This window comes from Pseudarthrobacter cellobiosi, from assembly GCF_023913755.1.
GTDB classification, from domain to species: Bacteria; Actinomycetota; Actinomycetes; order Actinomycetales; family Micrococcaceae; genus Arthrobacter; species Arthrobacter cellobiosi.
This window is the reverse complement of sequence record NZ_JAMXBJ010000049.1, coordinates 129659-143404: the sequence shown is the minus strand read 5'-3', so window position 1 is coordinate 143404 and position 13746 is coordinate 129659. Positions and strand designations below refer to the sequence as shown.

Below are 13746 nucleotides of genomic sequence, written 5' to 3'. Positions count from 1 at the left end.
TGCACGAACAGGCTCGAGGGACTAGTATTAGTTCCTGAATCTGCAATTTCACCAATCCAAAGCCCCCCAAGTAGACTTGCCTGAGTTTCTGCCGCGATAAGCGCGGTTGAAGGGTAAGTCATTTGAAAACGTTCTAGGAGGAACCTGTGGCAAAGGCAAAGTTCGAGCGGACTAAGCCGCACGTCAACATCGGCACCATTGGTCACGTTGACCACGGTAAGACGACGCTGACTGCCGCCATTTCCAAGGTGCTGTACGACAAGTACCCGACTCTCAACGAGCAGCGCGACTTCGCGTCGATTGACTCTGCTCCGGAAGAGCGCCAGCGTGGCATCACGATCAACATTTCCCACGTTGAGTACCAGACCGAGAAGCGCCACTACGCACACGTAGACGCTCCGGGTCACGCTGACTACATCAAGAACATGATCACCGGTGCCGCACAGATGGACGGTGCAATCCTCGTGGTTGCCGCCACTGACGGCCCGATGGCTCAGACCCGCGAGCACGTTCTGCTTGCCCGCCAGGTTGGCGTTCCCTACCTGCTGGTTGCGCTGAACAAGTCGGACATGGTTGACGACGAAGAGCTGCTGGACCTCGTTGAAATGGAAGTTCGTGAGCTGCTTTCGGCTCAGGGCTTCGATGGCGACGAAGCTCCCGTTGTTCGCGTTTCCGGCCTGAAGGCCCTCGAAGGCGACCCCATCTGGGTCAAGTCCGTCGAGGACCTCATGGCAGCCGTTGACGAGTCCGTTCCGGACCCCGTACGTGACCGTGACAAGCCGTTCCTGATGCCGATCGAAGATGTCTTCACGATCACCGGCCGTGGCACCGTTGTAACGGGCCGCGCCGAGCGCGGAACTCTCGCCATCAACTCCGAGGTCGAGATCGTCGGCATCCGCCCGGTCCAGAAGACCACGGTTACCGGTATCGAGATGTTCCACAAGCAGCTCGACGAAGCATGGGCCGGCGAGAACTGTGGCCTCCTGCTCCGCGGTCTGAAGCGCGATGACGTAGAGCGTGGCCAGGTTGTCGTCAAGCCGGGTTCCATCACCCCGCACACCGACTTCGAGGCCAACGTCTACATCCTCTCCAAGGACGAAGGCGGACGTCACAACCCGTTCTACTCGAACTACCGCCCGCAGTTCTACTTCCGCACCACGGACGTAACCGGCGTTATCACCCTGCCGGAAGGCACGGAAATGGTTATGCCTGGCGACAACACTGAGATGACCGTTGCGCTCATCCAGCCCATCGCCATGGAAGAGGGCCTCGGCTTCGCTATCCGCGAAGGCGGCCGCACCGTTGGTTCAGGACGCGTTACCAAGATCGTCAAGTAATTTACTTGTTGATTACGGAGCTGATCGCCGTCTGACGGCCTGACGCGAAGTTTGGAACAGCCCCGCTGCTAGTGCAGCGGGGCTGTTCTTTGCTACAATTAATCCAATCAATGGATTAATTGTGCAGGCAGGCCTGCCCTTTGGAAAGGGATCGCCGTGAGGGACGAATCATATGAAGCGGGGTACCGCGCCGGTCACCTTCAGGGGTGGCTTGACGCCGTGGCCAAGCTTCAGGCGTCCGGCCAGCCAAGTCCGGGGGCCACGCAATCGCCAAGTTCTGCCGACGCCGACTCACGGCTGGGGGAGGGCCCGCCCCTGGGGCAGCGTACGACGGCGGTAGCCAGCAGTGTGCCCACGCCGGCCGCTCCGGTGCCCGCCGACGTCAGGATCTCCCTGGTGCCGCCGTCGCCTTTGGCGCCGTTATCGTCGCCGTCGCCCACCGCGTCGGTGCCACCGAGGATTCCGCCGCAGTCTCCGGCCGCCTCGTTCCAGACATTTCCGGAGACACCGGTTGAGCGCCAGGCCCGCCGTGAAATGCGGGACCGGCAGAACATCAACATCACGCTGTATGTGGCCAGCCTGCTGCTGGTGGCTGCCGCAGCACTCTTCATCGGCACCAGCCTTCCGCCCATGTTGCGCTTTGCCGGCGTCTGCGCAGTCACGGCTCTTTTCTATGGCGCGGGATTTGTACTGCACGCCCGGGTCCCGCGGCTGAAGCCTGCTGCCGGGGCGTTCACCGGCACCGGGCTTGCCCTGGTTCCTGTGACCGGGCTGGCACTGTACAACTTCGCATTGCATCACGGCCCGTCTGCCTGGCTGATCACGTCGCTGATCGGTACCGCGGCTTATGTTGCGGCGGCGGTCCGGCTGGAGAGCAGGGTTCTCGTGTACCTTTCCTTCACGTTTGTGGCTTCCACAGCGTTCGCCGGCGTTTCAATCCTGGGTGGCGCGCTCGTCTGGTATTTCTCTGCGCTCATAGCCGTCGCCGTGCTGCTAACTGGCATTGCCCTTGCCCGGCCGCGTTGGCTGCCGCCGGTGTACGTCAGGCCGCTGATGGTCCTGCACCCGTTGGTGGTTCCGGCCGTTGCCGTCGCCGCGACCTGCGTGCCGTTGCACTTGGACCAAGCTGAGTACGCGCTGGTCATCGGGATGTGCGGAGTCTATTTTGCCCTCATGGCCGCTGTTCCGGGGCGGTTCCGGCTGATCAACTTCTATGCGGCACGGGCCGCCCTGACTGTAGCTGCCGCCGTCGAGATCTGGCACCTGACCGGCCGCGGGACCGACGCCCTGCTCGCCGCCGGCCTACTGTTCGCCACGCAGACAGTGGGGCTGGCGTTTCTGTCGGCCAGGCTGACCGCGTGGTTCCCACAGCAACAGGCAGACTCGACCGCCGCCGGCAACAGCCCAAACGCCGCTGGAGAACGCTGGCAGGTTGATGCCCGGGCCATGTTTGCTCTGCAACTCGCTGCCACCACGGCGTTCAGCGTTCAGGAGACCGCTGTCGGCTTCTTCCGCACTATGGACGGCTACGGTTCAGTCGCAGCGGGTACAACGGTGCCGATGTGGGTGCCGCTGGCCTTATCGTTGGCCACGGGCATGGTGCTGGCAGCCAGGTGGGCTGGCCGGGCCGAATGGGCGCCAGTGGCCGTACTGGTCTTGGCTGGCATAGTTTCGCCTTCGATGGGCGCGTGGCCGCTCGCCGGCATGTTGCTGCTGGCCGCCGGCTTCTGGGCGATCCGCGGGGCCTTTGATGCAGGTGATTTCCGTGGCAGGTTGGTTCTGGGTGCCCGGTTGGCCCTTACATTTGCAGTCCCCGTAACCGTCGCTGCGGTGCTGGATGACGGTCCTGGGCGGGCCGAGGCATCCGTGTTCGCGCTGTTGGTGGCGCTGGTGTGCCAGCAGCTCCTTACTGCGTTCTTGCAGCGCTTCGGGGTGCGGACCTTGGCGCCGCAGCCCACCTTGGTGCTCTTTGGTGCCGGGGGTGCTCTGGTTCTGGTCGGGCTGTCGTTCATTGAGACCTCGCCGGATCACGGCCTGACGGCCGTAGGCCTGCTCATCCAGCTTGCTGCGGCTTTTGCTATCGGCGCCCTGTTGGTTCCACGGCCGGCCACGGAACGGGACTGGGTTGCAACGGTCTGGGAGGCCTTGCCGCTGGGTATCTCCGTAGTGGCGGCGACGGTCGCGTTCCAGGCCGTTTCACAAGGCGCCGGAAACGTGTCGCTGCTGCTGGTGGTGGCGTATCTGATCATCACTGCGATGCGTCTGCCCCTGCGCCAACACCGCTGGGCCTACTGGTGGTTCGCCAGGGCGGCAGCCACAGTGCTTGCCCTGACAGCCTTTCACCAGCTGCAGCAGGACAGCGGTCCGGTGGTCATCGCGGACGAAGTGCTCCGTCCGGCGACGGTCCTGGTGACTGTGCTGGCACTTCAGCTGTCCCTTCCGCTGGTGGCTGCCGTCCGCCGTTGTGCTCCCCGCGGGATTCTTGCTGACGCGGGCGCAGTGCTCCTTCTCCAGTTGGGCGGCATTGCCAGCCTTTTGCAGTCAGGTTCCGCAGACTGGCAGGGAACCTCCGCTGCAGGACTCGTGGCCCTAGGCGCGGCGGCTTCGGGGTACGTTCTCCGCCGGGAGGCGCGTGCAGTCTGGCTGGCCCCGTTTGCATTTGTTGTGCTGCTGGTCCTCAGCGATGGCGATCTACTTCGGGTGGAACTGATCCTGGGTATCTTCGCGGTCTACTCCACGCTGATGGTGGTGGCCGAGCAACAGCGGGCCAGGAAAGGCTGGTACTTTGTGGCGGCCCGCGTGCTGACAGCAGGCCTCGCGCTGGTCCTCAGCTACGACATCACCGCCTCGCCCACTGTGGTTTCGGTGACCTTCGCCCTGGTGCTCGCGGCCCAGCATGCCGTCCGCTGGGTGGTGCGCTCACGGCTGGCTGACATCCCCTTCCAGCAGGCTGCAGTCTGGATCACCATGGCAGGGCAGGCGTTGCTGCCGCTGGCGTACGTGACGAGGCCGGGTGGCGTCGGGCTGCTGGCGCAGGACGACGACGGCGGCCGCTGGGTGGTGTTGCTGGAACTACTGATTCTGCTGGTCTCTGCAGTGGTGGCCAGAAGACTCTTCAGTGCCTACGGAGCCCGCTACTTCGCTGTGTATGCGGCGCTGTTCGGCGTGCTGGCCCTGGGCCCGCTGTTCACGTTCGGCGGGACGTTCCTTGTGACCGCGGTCCTGAGCCACACGGGCACTGCCGTGACTCTGCTGGGTGGTGCGCTGCTTGCTGCCGCTGCCGGCATCCTGCGACACCGGCAGAACGCGGGCCGGCAGAACGGGTTCACTCAGAACGGGCACGAGCAGAATGGTCACCAACAGACCACTGGCGACGCGGACGTCGAAAACTGGCTCTGGCTGGTTACCGCCAGCTCATTTGCCGGTGTTGGGCTGCTGATCTCGCCGTTGGCGGCCGACGGGGTGACGGGAGCGGCTGTACTGGTCCTGTCGGCCGTGTGCTTTACCGCGTCGCATATCGAGGATCTGCCGGTCGCGTATCCGCCGGCAGCCGTGGCTGCGCTCGGCGGGTCCGTCGCCTTGGCAGCGGAGGCGTATCAGGATGTCCCTGGCGTCTGGGGCGGATTCCTGCCATGGCTGACCGGCGCGGGCGTGGCTTCGGCCGCCCACTATGCTGTGCGGCTCATGCGCAGCGGCCCGTTGCAGGCCGAGCCGGTGCGTCGTTGGTCGCTTGCCAGTGTGGCCTTCCTCGGCCTCGTCCTGGTGGCCTTCGTCGGAATCCGGCACGATGCAACGTCCTGGACGGCGGCCGCCGTGCTGGCCGCCGCCGTCGGTGTCTCCTACAGGGAGGCACCCACAAGGGCGCGACGGATCGCCCTTGAGGTGGGTGCGTTGCTCCTCACCGTAGCCATCCAGCGTGCTGCCATCTTCGAACTGGACGCACCTGAAGGTCGCACAGGCCGGCTATTGACCGACTTTCCCAGTCCGTTCTGGGTTGTCCAGTGGTACGTGGTCCTGGCCGCTGTCCTCGGTGGCTTGCGCTACTTCACCGGCAACCAAGCTGCCGGCCGGTTCCTGGTGGGCGCGGCCTCTGTTTTGCTCTCGCTGAGCGGCCTGGGCATAGTGGTCGGCGGTAACGGTGGGCAGCAGCTGTGGGTCCTGGTGCTCCTCGCCCTGCTGCTCGTGGCAGGCCTTGGACTGGGGGAACGGCTCTTCGTCTGGTGGGGCGCGGCCGGGGTGGCCGCCTGCATTCTGTGGGCCATGCGGCAGTACACGTTCCTGCTGTTGGCGTTCATCGCTGTGGGGCTGATCGTCCTTGCCGTCTGGCGGCTGAACCGTGGAACGGCCGGTCAGGCGCCGGAGGCGGGACCAGAGGTGACCCCGGGTCCTGAGTCCAACCCGCAGTCCCGCGACGGCAGGGAACCGTCACGCCGGCACTGATACTGTTGCTGACAGCGAGAGGAGTACATCATGGAATGGCTGATTTTTCTGATCATCGTGGTCGCCGTGGTCGCCGGAGTTTTCTGGGCCAAGAAGCATTTCCGCACCGAGATTGACCGCGCCAAGCGAATCAACCGGGCAAACAAGGACAAGTAGCAAGGCCACTGGGCCTCAGCCGGCAGGGGTGTTCGCCGGTGTTCAGCCGGGCTGGCCTTCGCCGGCCAGTGATTTCCGGGCCTGACTGAGCGCCCGGTACCAGTAGAACGATTCCTTGGGTGTGCGCTCCAGGGTGTCGAAATCCACGTGCACCAGGCCGAAGCGCTGGGAGTACCCCGCGGCCCATTCAAAGTTATCCATCAAGGTCCAGACGTAATAGCCGCGGAGGTCCACGTCGTGGGCAATTCCGCCCGGTGCCGTCGCCTCCAGCGCGTGCCGCAGGTGGTCCGCGATGTAATTGATCCGGTCCAGGTCCTGGATGGGGCCGCTGACATGGTCGGGCTCCGGGAAGCTGGCGCCGCTTTCGGTGATGTACAACGGGGGCAGGTCCCCTTTATAGCGGTCCTTTAGTTCGCGCAGCAGGATGCCCAGATGCTCCGGTGCTACCGGCCAGCCGAAACCCGTGGTGCCGTATTCGGGGAACGGCTCCTGATGGAACGGCACCCGCACCATCGCCTCGGCAGGACCCGTGGGGCTTTCTGCCGGACCCCGTCCGGCTGCCACCTTCGTGGGGTAGTAATAGTTCACGCCGTAGAAGTCCAGGGGCTGGTGGATGGTGCGGAGGTCGGCGTCGGGGATTCTGCCGAACGACCGGAACCAGGGCTTGGTGATGAGCGGCGGGCGGGGGTATCGGCCCAGGAGGACCGGATCGGCATAGATCCGGTTGAGCATCAGGTCGAAAACCAGCGCGATGTATTTGTCCGCGATTTTTCGCGTGGCCGGCCGGACGGGGGAGTGGAGGTTGGTCACGCCGATTCCGCCGCGGACCCCTGCTGCGCGCAGCGCCTGGACGGCCATGCCATGGGCAAGCAGCTGGTTGTGGACAGCAGGAAAGGCGTCAAAGAGGAGATCCCGTCCGGGGGCATGGACGCCCAGCGCATAGCCGTTGAGGACTACCGAGGCTGGTTCGTTGAGGGTTACCCACTGGTCTACGCGATCACCAAAACGCCGGCCGGCCTCGCCTGCGTACTCAGCGAAGCGTTCGGCGGTGGCCCTGTTCATCCAGCCGCCACGGTGTTCCAAGGGCAGTGGCGTATCCCAGTGGTAGAGGGTGGCCATGGGGGAGATGCCGGCTTCGAGCAGCTGGTCGATCAGGCGGTCGTAGAAGTCCAAGCCCTGTTTGTTGAACGCGCCGCGGCCGTCCGGCTGGATGCGCGGCCAGGAGATGGAAAAGCGGTAGGAATCCACGCCGAGGTTCCGCATGAGAGCCACATCTTCGGGCGAGCGGTTGTAGTGGTCGCAGGCCACTGCTGGGGAGTGTCCATCGATGATGGCGCCGGGTTTCTCCGCGAAGGCGTCCCAGCCGGAGGGACCCCGTCCGTCAGCGGAGAGGGAGCCTTCGATCTGGAAGGCGGCCGCGGCAACACCCAGGGTGAACGAGCTGGGCAGTCGGTCGGCCAGATTCTGGACGGAAACGTCATTTTCGACGGTCATTCCCCCATCATCCATTCGGATGTTGCCGAAGGCAATGACCCCAGGCCGTGCAGGGCCCGAATGCGCACTGGGCCGGACGGGGAGGTGTCAGCCTGCAGATTCGCTTCTGGGCATAATATCCGGCATACTAGATGAGTTGTTCAAGCGCTTCTTCGTGTCCCGATCCGGATAATGCCGGGTGTCAGGGTCCAAGTGGAAGCCCAAACATAACCCACTCCCCATGGAACTGCGGATTTGTATGCGTGCTAAGCGCGACACGCCCGACCGCGGGGGTCGGTTACGTCGGCAGGTTGAGGAACCCGGATTCATCCGGATTCAGCTTGCGCGGCGGGTGGTAGTTCAGACTTCAAATGCTTCGGCAGCCACATGCAACAAGAAAGTGAACAGAGCAGCCCTCACCGGGAGCAGCACTAACTGAAAGAGAGTCAGGCGACATGGCGGGACAAAAAATCCGCATCCGGCTGAAGTCATATGACCACGAGGTCATTGACTCTTCAGCACGGAAGATCGTTGAGACGGTCACGCGCGCAGGCGCAACGGTAGTTGGCCCCGTGCCGCTGCCGACGGAGAAGAACATTTACTGTGTTATCCGCTCTCCGCACAAGTACAAGGACAGCCGCGAGCACTTTGAAATGCGCACGCACAAGCGTCTTATCGACATCATCGATCCCACGCCGAAGGCTGTTGACTCGCTTATGCGTCTCGACCTGCCGGCCGACGTGAACATCGAAATCAAGCTGTAGGGAGGTGCTGAGAGACTATGACCGCAACCCGTAACGTAAAGGGCCTGCTGGGCACGAAGCTCGGCATGACCCAGGTCTGGGACGAGAACAACAAGCTCATCCCCGTCACTGTGGTCCAGGCAGATTCGAACGTCATCACCCAGCTGCGCTACGCAGACACTGATGGCTACGTAGCTGTTCAGATCGGCTACGGCCAGATCGATCCCCGCAAGGTCACCAAGCCGCTGGCTGGTCACTTTGAAAAGGCAGGCGTCACGCCTCGCCGCCACGTCGTCGAACTGCGCACAGCAGATGCTGACACTTACGAGCTGGGCCAGGAGCTTTCTGTTGAGCTCTTCGAAGCCGGCCAGAAGATCGACGTTATTGGCACCACCAAGGGTAAGGGCTTCGCCGGTGTTATGAAGCGTCACGGCTTCCACGGTGCTCCCGCCTCACACGGTGCTCACAAGAACCACCGTAAGCCCGGTTCAATCGGTGGCGCATCCACCCCGAGCCGCGTCTTCAAGGGCATGAAAATGGCCGGCCGCATGGGCGCCGTTCGTCACACCACGCTGAACCTCACGGTTCACGCAGTTGACGTCGAGAAGTCGCTGCTCCTGATCAAGGGTGCCGTCCCCGGCGCCCGCGGCCAGGTCGTACTCGTACGCACCGCCGTGAAGGGAGCCTAGTTCAATGACTAGCACTGTCAAGGTTGACCTGCCTGCAGAGATCTTCGACGTTCAGACCAACGTGCCGCTGCTGCACCAGGTCGTCGTAGCCCAGCTCGCTGCTGCTCGCCAGGGTACCCACAAAACCAAGACCCGCGCCGAAGTTTCCGGTGCAGGTCGCAAGCCGTTCAAGCAGAAGGGCACCGGCCGCGCCCGTCAGGGTTCAATCCGTGCTCCTCACATGACCGGTGGTGGCGTAGTCCACGGTCCCACACCGCGTGACTACAGCCAGCGCACCCCCAAGAAGATGATTGCTGCTGCACTGCGCGGCGCACTCTCTGACCGGGCACGCAACGGACGCATCCACGTTGTTGCTGAACTGGTGGAGGGCACCAAGCCGTCCGTCAAGAACGCACTGGCAACGCTGCGCGGAGTTTCCGAGCGCAAGAACCTGCTGGTTGTCATCGAGCGCGCCAACGATGTTGCAGCACTTTCCGTGCGCAACCTCGCCGGTGTTCACGTTCTGTACGCAGACCAGCTGAACACCTACGACGTACTCGTCTCTGACGACGTTGTCTTCACCAAGGCTGCCTACGAAGCATTCGTTGCTGACCGGGCAGTAGCAAAGAACGAGGAGGATGCCAAGTGAGTGCAGCCACCATCAAAGACCCGCGCGACGTCGTGCTTGCACCCGTCGTATCGGAAAAAAGCTACGGCCTGATCGATGAGGGCAAGTACACCTTCCTGGTGGACCCCCGCTCGAACAAGACCGAGATCAAGCTGGCCGTGGAGAAGATTTTCTCCGTCAAGGTCGAATCGATCAACACCATCAACCGTGCCGGTAAGCGCAAGCGCACCAAATTCGGATGGGGTACCCGCAAGAACACCAAGCGTGCAATTGTGAGCCTCAAAGAAGGCACCATCGACATCTTCGGCGGTCCGCTCTCGTAGCGGAGACCACTTTAACGAGGAAATAAATTATGGGAATCCGTAAATACAAGCCGACTACCCCGGGCCGTCGTGGCTCGAGCGTAGCGGACTTCACCGAAATCACGCGGTCGACGCCGGAAAAGTCGTTGGTACGTCCGCTGCCCAAAAAGGGCGGCCGTAACAACTCCGGTAAGATCACGACCCGTCACAAGGGTGGTGGCCACAAGCGCCAGTACCGTCTGATCGACTTCCGTCGCCACGACAAAGACGGCGTCAACGCCCGCGTTGCCGAAATCGAGTACGATCCGAACCGCACGGCTCGCATCGCCCTCCTGCACTACGTTGATGGCACCAAGCGTTACATCATCGCCCCGAACAAGCTCTCCCAGGGTGACGTCGTTGAGGCAGGTTCCGGTGCTGACATCAAGCCCGGTAACAACCTGCCGCTGCTCAACATCCCGGTTGGTACCGTAATCCACGCAGTTGAACTGCGTCCGGGTGGCGGCGCCAAGATGGGCCGCTCCGCCGGCGCATCGATCCAGCTTGTAGCCAAGGAAGGCCGCTTCGCCCAGCTGCGTCTGCCTTCCGGCGAAATCCGCAACGTTGACGTGCGCTGCCGCGCAACCGTCGGCGAGGTCGGCAACGCCGAGCAGTCGAACATCAACTGGGGTAAGGCCGGCCGCATGCGCTGGAAGGGCGTTCGCCCGACCGTCCGTGGTGTCGCGATGAACCCGGTTGACCACCCGCACGGTGGTGGCGAGGGTAAGACGTCCGGTGGACGTCACCCCGTCAACCCGAACGGTAAGCGGGAAGGCCGCACCCGGCGTCCCAACAAAGAGAGCGACAAGCTTATTGTTCGTCGCCGTCGTACTGGCAAGAACAAGCGATAGGAGCCTGGACACATGCCACGCAGCCTGAAAAAAGGTCCTTTCGTTGACCAGCACCTCTTTGTAAAGGTGGACAGGGAAAACGAAAAGGGCACCAAGAACGTCATCAAGACCTGGTCCCGCCGTTCGATGATCATCCCCAACATGCTTGGGCACACGATCGCCGTACACGACGGACGCAAGCACATTCCGGTGTTTGTCACTGAGTCGATGGTCGGGCACAAGCTCGGCGAATTCGCTCCCACGCGGACATTCCGCGGCCATGTCAAGGACGACCGTAAGGGCAAGCGCCGCTAGGCGCCTGCACTTACGTCAAAGACGAGAGAAGGAAAGCAATGGAAGCCAAGGCAATTGCGCGTCACATCCGCGTAACGCCTATGAAGGCCCGGCGCGTCGTCAACCTTGTTCGTGGTAAGCAAGCGAATGAGGCTCTGGCAATTCTGAAGTTTGCCCCCCAGGCAGCTTCGGAGCCGGTATTCAAGGTAGTACAGTCGGCAATCGCAAACGCCCGGTCCCTCGCGGACCGCGACGGTGTTTCGTTTGACGAAAGCGACCTCATCATCAGCGAAATGTTCGTTGATGAAGGCCCGACCATGAAGCGGTTCCAGCCGCGTGCTCAGGGTCGTGCATTTCAGATCAAGAAGCGCACCAGCCACATCACTGTGGTAGTCGCTACACCTGAGAAAGAGGAGGCTCGCTAAGTGGGACAGAAAGTTAACCCGCACGGGTTCCGACTCGGCATCACCACCGATCACGTATCGCACTGGTTCGCTGACAGCACCAAGCCCGGACAGCGGTACAAGGACTTCGTTCGCGAAGACATCCGTATCCGCCAGCTCATGTCAGTTGGCATGGAGCGCGCCGGTATCGCCAAGGTTGAGATCGAGCGCACCCGTGACCGTGTCCGCGTGGATATCCACACGGCACGTCCCGGCATCGTTATCGGCCGCCGCGGCGCTGAAGCAGACCGCATCCGCGGCGAGCTTGAGAAGCTGACGGGCAAGCAGGTCCAGCTGAACATCCTCGAGGTCAAGAACCCCGAGATGGAAGCACAGCTTGTTGCCCAGGGTGTTGCTGAGCAGCTGACTTCCCGCGTGGCTTTCCGCCGTGCGATGAAGAAGGCAATGCAGTCCGCTCAGCGTGCAGGTGCCAAGGGCATCCGTATCGCCTGCTCCGGTCGACTGGGTGGCGCAGAAATGTCCCGCTCGGAGTTCTACCGCGAAGGCCGTGTGCCCCTGCACACCCTCCGTGCGAACATCGACTACGGCTTCTACGAGGCCAAGACCACCTTCGGCCGCATCGGCGTGAAGGTCTGGATCTACAAGGGTGACGTCACCGCCAAGGAACTGGCTCAGCAGGCAGCTGCTGCTCCGTCCCGTGGCCGCGGTCCCAGCGACCGTCCGGGCCGCCCGGGTGGCGCCGGCGGCGCTGACCGTGGTGACCGCCGCCGTCGTACCGACCGTCCGGCAGCAGAGGCAGCTCCGGCTGCCGAGGCTCCGGCAGTTGAGGCTGCACCTGCTGCAGTAGAAGGAGGACAGGCTTAAATGCTTATCCCACGTCGAGTCAAGCACCGTAAGCAGCACCACCCGGGTCGTTCCGGCGCTGCTACGGGCGGCACCAAGGTCTCCTTCGGTGAGTGGGGTATCCAGGCTCTGAGCCCGGCATACGTCACCAACCGTCAGATCGAGTCTGCCCGTATCGCGATGACCCGCCACATCAAGCGTGGCGGTAAGGTCTGGATCAACATTTACCCGGACCGTCCGATCACCAAGAAGCCTGCCGAAACCCGCATGGGTTCCGGTAAGGGTTCGCCGGAATGGTGGGTCTCAAACGTCAAGCCGGGCCGGGTTCTCTTTGAGATCTCCGGCGTCGAGGAATCGGTAGCTCGCGAGGCCCTGCGCCTGGCAATCCACAAGCTCCCGTTGAAGGCACGCATTTTGCGTCGCGAAGGTGGTGAATAGAAATGTCAGTAGGATCCAAGGAACTTGCATCCGCACAGCTGGACACGTTCGACAACGAGCGCCTCGTTGAAGAGCTCCGTAAGGCTAAGGAAGAGCTGTTCAACCTGCGTTTCCAGTCCGCCACCGGTCAGCTGGAGAACCACGGTCGACTGCGCGCGGTAAAGAAGGACATCGCACGCATCTACACCGTTCTCCGTGAGCGCGAGCTGGGCATTCGTGCCGAGGTTGCCGCACCGGTTGTGGAAGCCAAGGAAGAGAAGAAGTCCAAGAAGGCTGCAACCAAGAAGGCCGAAACGGCTGAAACGGTTGAGGCCGAGGAGGATGCCAAGTGAGTGAAAAGGACGAGAACGTGACGGAAACTGTTTCCGCAGCAGCTACGGCTGGCGAACGCGGTGACCGTAAGACGAAGCGTGGCTACGTAGTCTCGGACAAGATGGAAAAGACCATCGTTGTCCAGGTAGAAGACCGCGTAAAGCACGCTTTGTACGGCAAAGTCATCCGCCGCAACACGAAGATCAAGGCTCACGACGAAGAGAACAGCGCCGGCATCGGCGACCTCGTTCTCCTCGCCGAGACCCGCCCGCTGTCCGCTACCAAGCGGTGGCGTCTGGTCGAGATCCTCGAAAAGGCCAAGTAACACCCCGCAGCCTGCTTGCAGGTACTGCACCGGAAACCCCCGTTCCCTTTTTGGGAGCGGGGGTTTTCCGCATTTCGCGGTGGGTGGGCTGGCTGGGGTGTCACGCGGAGCAGGTTTTTGGGGGACGGCCGACGGCGGGAGGCCGGGTCTCCGGGGGAGTTGCACCGCCAGCGGGCGGAAAGCGTGCCGTGCGTGACGCCGTCGTCCGCGTTTGCATCAGGACGATATCTCACTTAATGCGGGAAATCCCCGGACGCTCTCTCACTTTTCTTAGGAAAGTGAGAGAGCGTCGTTCAAAAACTTGCATCATGTGAGAGAGCGTCCGCCGAAAAGGCGCATTAAGTGAGAGAGCGTCCGACGGCGGGAGGCCGGGTTTCCGGGGGAGTGGCACCGCCGGTGGGCCGAAAGCGTGCCGTGCGTGACGCCGTCGTGCGTTGCCGGCTCTGGAGGGAAGCAGTTGTGCTGTGGCTGCCGCCGTGTGATATGGGAGATGCCCCCAACTGTGCTAGGATAT

15 protein-coding genes are annotated in these 13746 nt (G+C 62.7%); 14 read left to right on the top strand and 1 reads right to left on the bottom strand.

Annotated features, from left to right (window positions below; genetic code table 11):
* The first annotated feature begins 146 nt into the window (after positions 1 to 146).
* The 3 genes from tuf (at position 147) to NG696_RS20800 (ending at position 5933) form a co-directional block, all read left to right on the top strand.
* On the top strand, positions 147 to 1337 hold the full coding sequence (gene tuf / locus NG696_RS16590) for an elongation factor Tu (RefSeq protein ID WP_111906637.1): 1191 nt from the start codon (positions 147 to 149) through the stop codon (positions 1335 to 1337).
* 156 nt (positions 1338 to 1493) lie between these two features.
* Positions 1494 to 5777: a hypothetical protein gene (locus tag NG696_RS16585; RefSeq protein WP_252576182.1), complete on the top strand. Its 4284-nt coding sequence runs from the start codon at positions 1494 to 1496 to the stop codon at positions 5775 to 5777.
* A gap of 30 nt (positions 5778 to 5807) precedes the next feature.
* On the top strand, positions 5808 to 5933 hold the full coding sequence (locus NG696_RS20800) for a hypothetical protein (protein WP_256468624.1): 126 nt from the start codon (positions 5808 to 5810) through the stop codon (positions 5931 to 5933).
* Positions 5934 to 5975: 42 nt separating this feature from the next.
* Here NG696_RS20800 and NG696_RS16580 read toward each other — a convergent pair whose 3' ends face one another.
* Positions 5976 to 7427: a GH1 family beta-glucosidase gene (locus NG696_RS16580; RefSeq protein WP_252569500.1), complete on the bottom strand. Its 1452-nt coding sequence runs from the start codon at positions 7425 to 7427 to the stop codon at positions 5976 to 5978.
* 434 nt (positions 7428 to 7861) lie between these two features.
* Here NG696_RS16580 and rpsJ point away from each other — a divergent pair, with 434 nt between their 5' ends.
* From rpsJ to rpsQ, 11 genes are read left to right on the top strand one after another with little or no spacing between them, the layout of a single operon-like run.
* Complete coding sequence (gene rpsJ, locus NG696_RS16575) at positions 7862 to 8170, top strand: 30S ribosomal protein S10 (protein ID WP_024366135.1); 309 nt, start codon at positions 7862 to 7864, stop codon at positions 8168 to 8170.
* A 17-nt stretch (positions 8171 to 8187) separates the two neighbouring features.
* Positions 8188 to 8838, top strand: a complete 651-nt coding sequence (gene rplC / locus NG696_RS16570) for a 50S ribosomal protein L3 (protein ID WP_252576181.1) — start codon at positions 8188 to 8190, stop codon at positions 8836 to 8838.
* A 4-nt stretch (positions 8839 to 8842) separates the two neighbouring features.
* On the top strand, positions 8843 to 9466 hold the full coding sequence (gene rplD / locus NG696_RS16565; RefSeq protein ID WP_056344389.1) for a 50S ribosomal protein L4: 624 nt from the start codon (positions 8843 to 8845) through the stop codon (positions 9464 to 9466).
* The gene (gene rplW / locus NG696_RS16560) at positions 9463 to 9768 is read left to right on the top strand and encodes a 50S ribosomal protein L23 (protein ID WP_018773664.1); all 306 of its coding nucleotides are present in this window, start codon (positions 9463 to 9465) and stop codon (positions 9766 to 9768) included. The genes rplD and rplW overlap by 4 nt, the downstream gene beginning before the upstream one ends.
* A gap of 29 nt (positions 9769 to 9797) precedes the next feature.
* Positions 9798 to 10637, top strand: coding sequence for a 50S ribosomal protein L2 (gene rplB / locus NG696_RS16555; RefSeq protein ID WP_056344386.1), 840 nt, complete (start codon positions 9798 to 9800; stop codon positions 10635 to 10637).
* A gap of 12 nt (positions 10638 to 10649) precedes the next feature.
* Entirely contained in the window at positions 10650 to 10931 is a 282-nt protein-coding gene (gene rpsS, locus NG696_RS16550; protein ID WP_056344384.1) for a 30S ribosomal protein S19, read from the top strand.
* A 38-nt stretch (positions 10932 to 10969) separates the two neighbouring features.
* Positions 10970 to 11335: a 50S ribosomal protein L22 gene (gene rplV, locus NG696_RS16545; protein ID WP_056344381.1), complete on the top strand. Its 366-nt coding sequence runs from the start codon at positions 10970 to 10972 to the stop codon at positions 11333 to 11335.
* On the top strand, positions 11336 to 12178 hold the full coding sequence (gene rpsC / locus NG696_RS16540) for a 30S ribosomal protein S3 (protein WP_056344378.1): 843 nt from the start codon (positions 11336 to 11338) through the stop codon (positions 12176 to 12178).
* Complete coding sequence (rplP, locus tag NG696_RS16535; RefSeq protein WP_056344375.1) at positions 12179 to 12595, top strand: 50S ribosomal protein L16; 417 nt, start codon at positions 12179 to 12181, stop codon at positions 12593 to 12595.
* Positions 12596 to 12597: 2 nt separating this feature from the next.
* Positions 12598 to 12927 (top strand): 50S ribosomal protein L29, encoded by a 330-nt coding sequence (rpmC, locus tag NG696_RS16530; RefSeq protein WP_252569497.1) that lies wholly within the window; start codon positions 12598 to 12600, stop codon positions 12925 to 12927.
* Complete coding sequence (gene rpsQ / locus NG696_RS16525; protein ID WP_056344371.1) at positions 12924 to 13232, top strand: 30S ribosomal protein S17; 309 nt, start codon at positions 12924 to 12926, stop codon at positions 13230 to 13232. The genes rpmC and rpsQ overlap by 4 nt, the downstream gene beginning before the upstream one ends.
* Positions 13233 to 13746 lie beyond the last annotated feature (514 nt).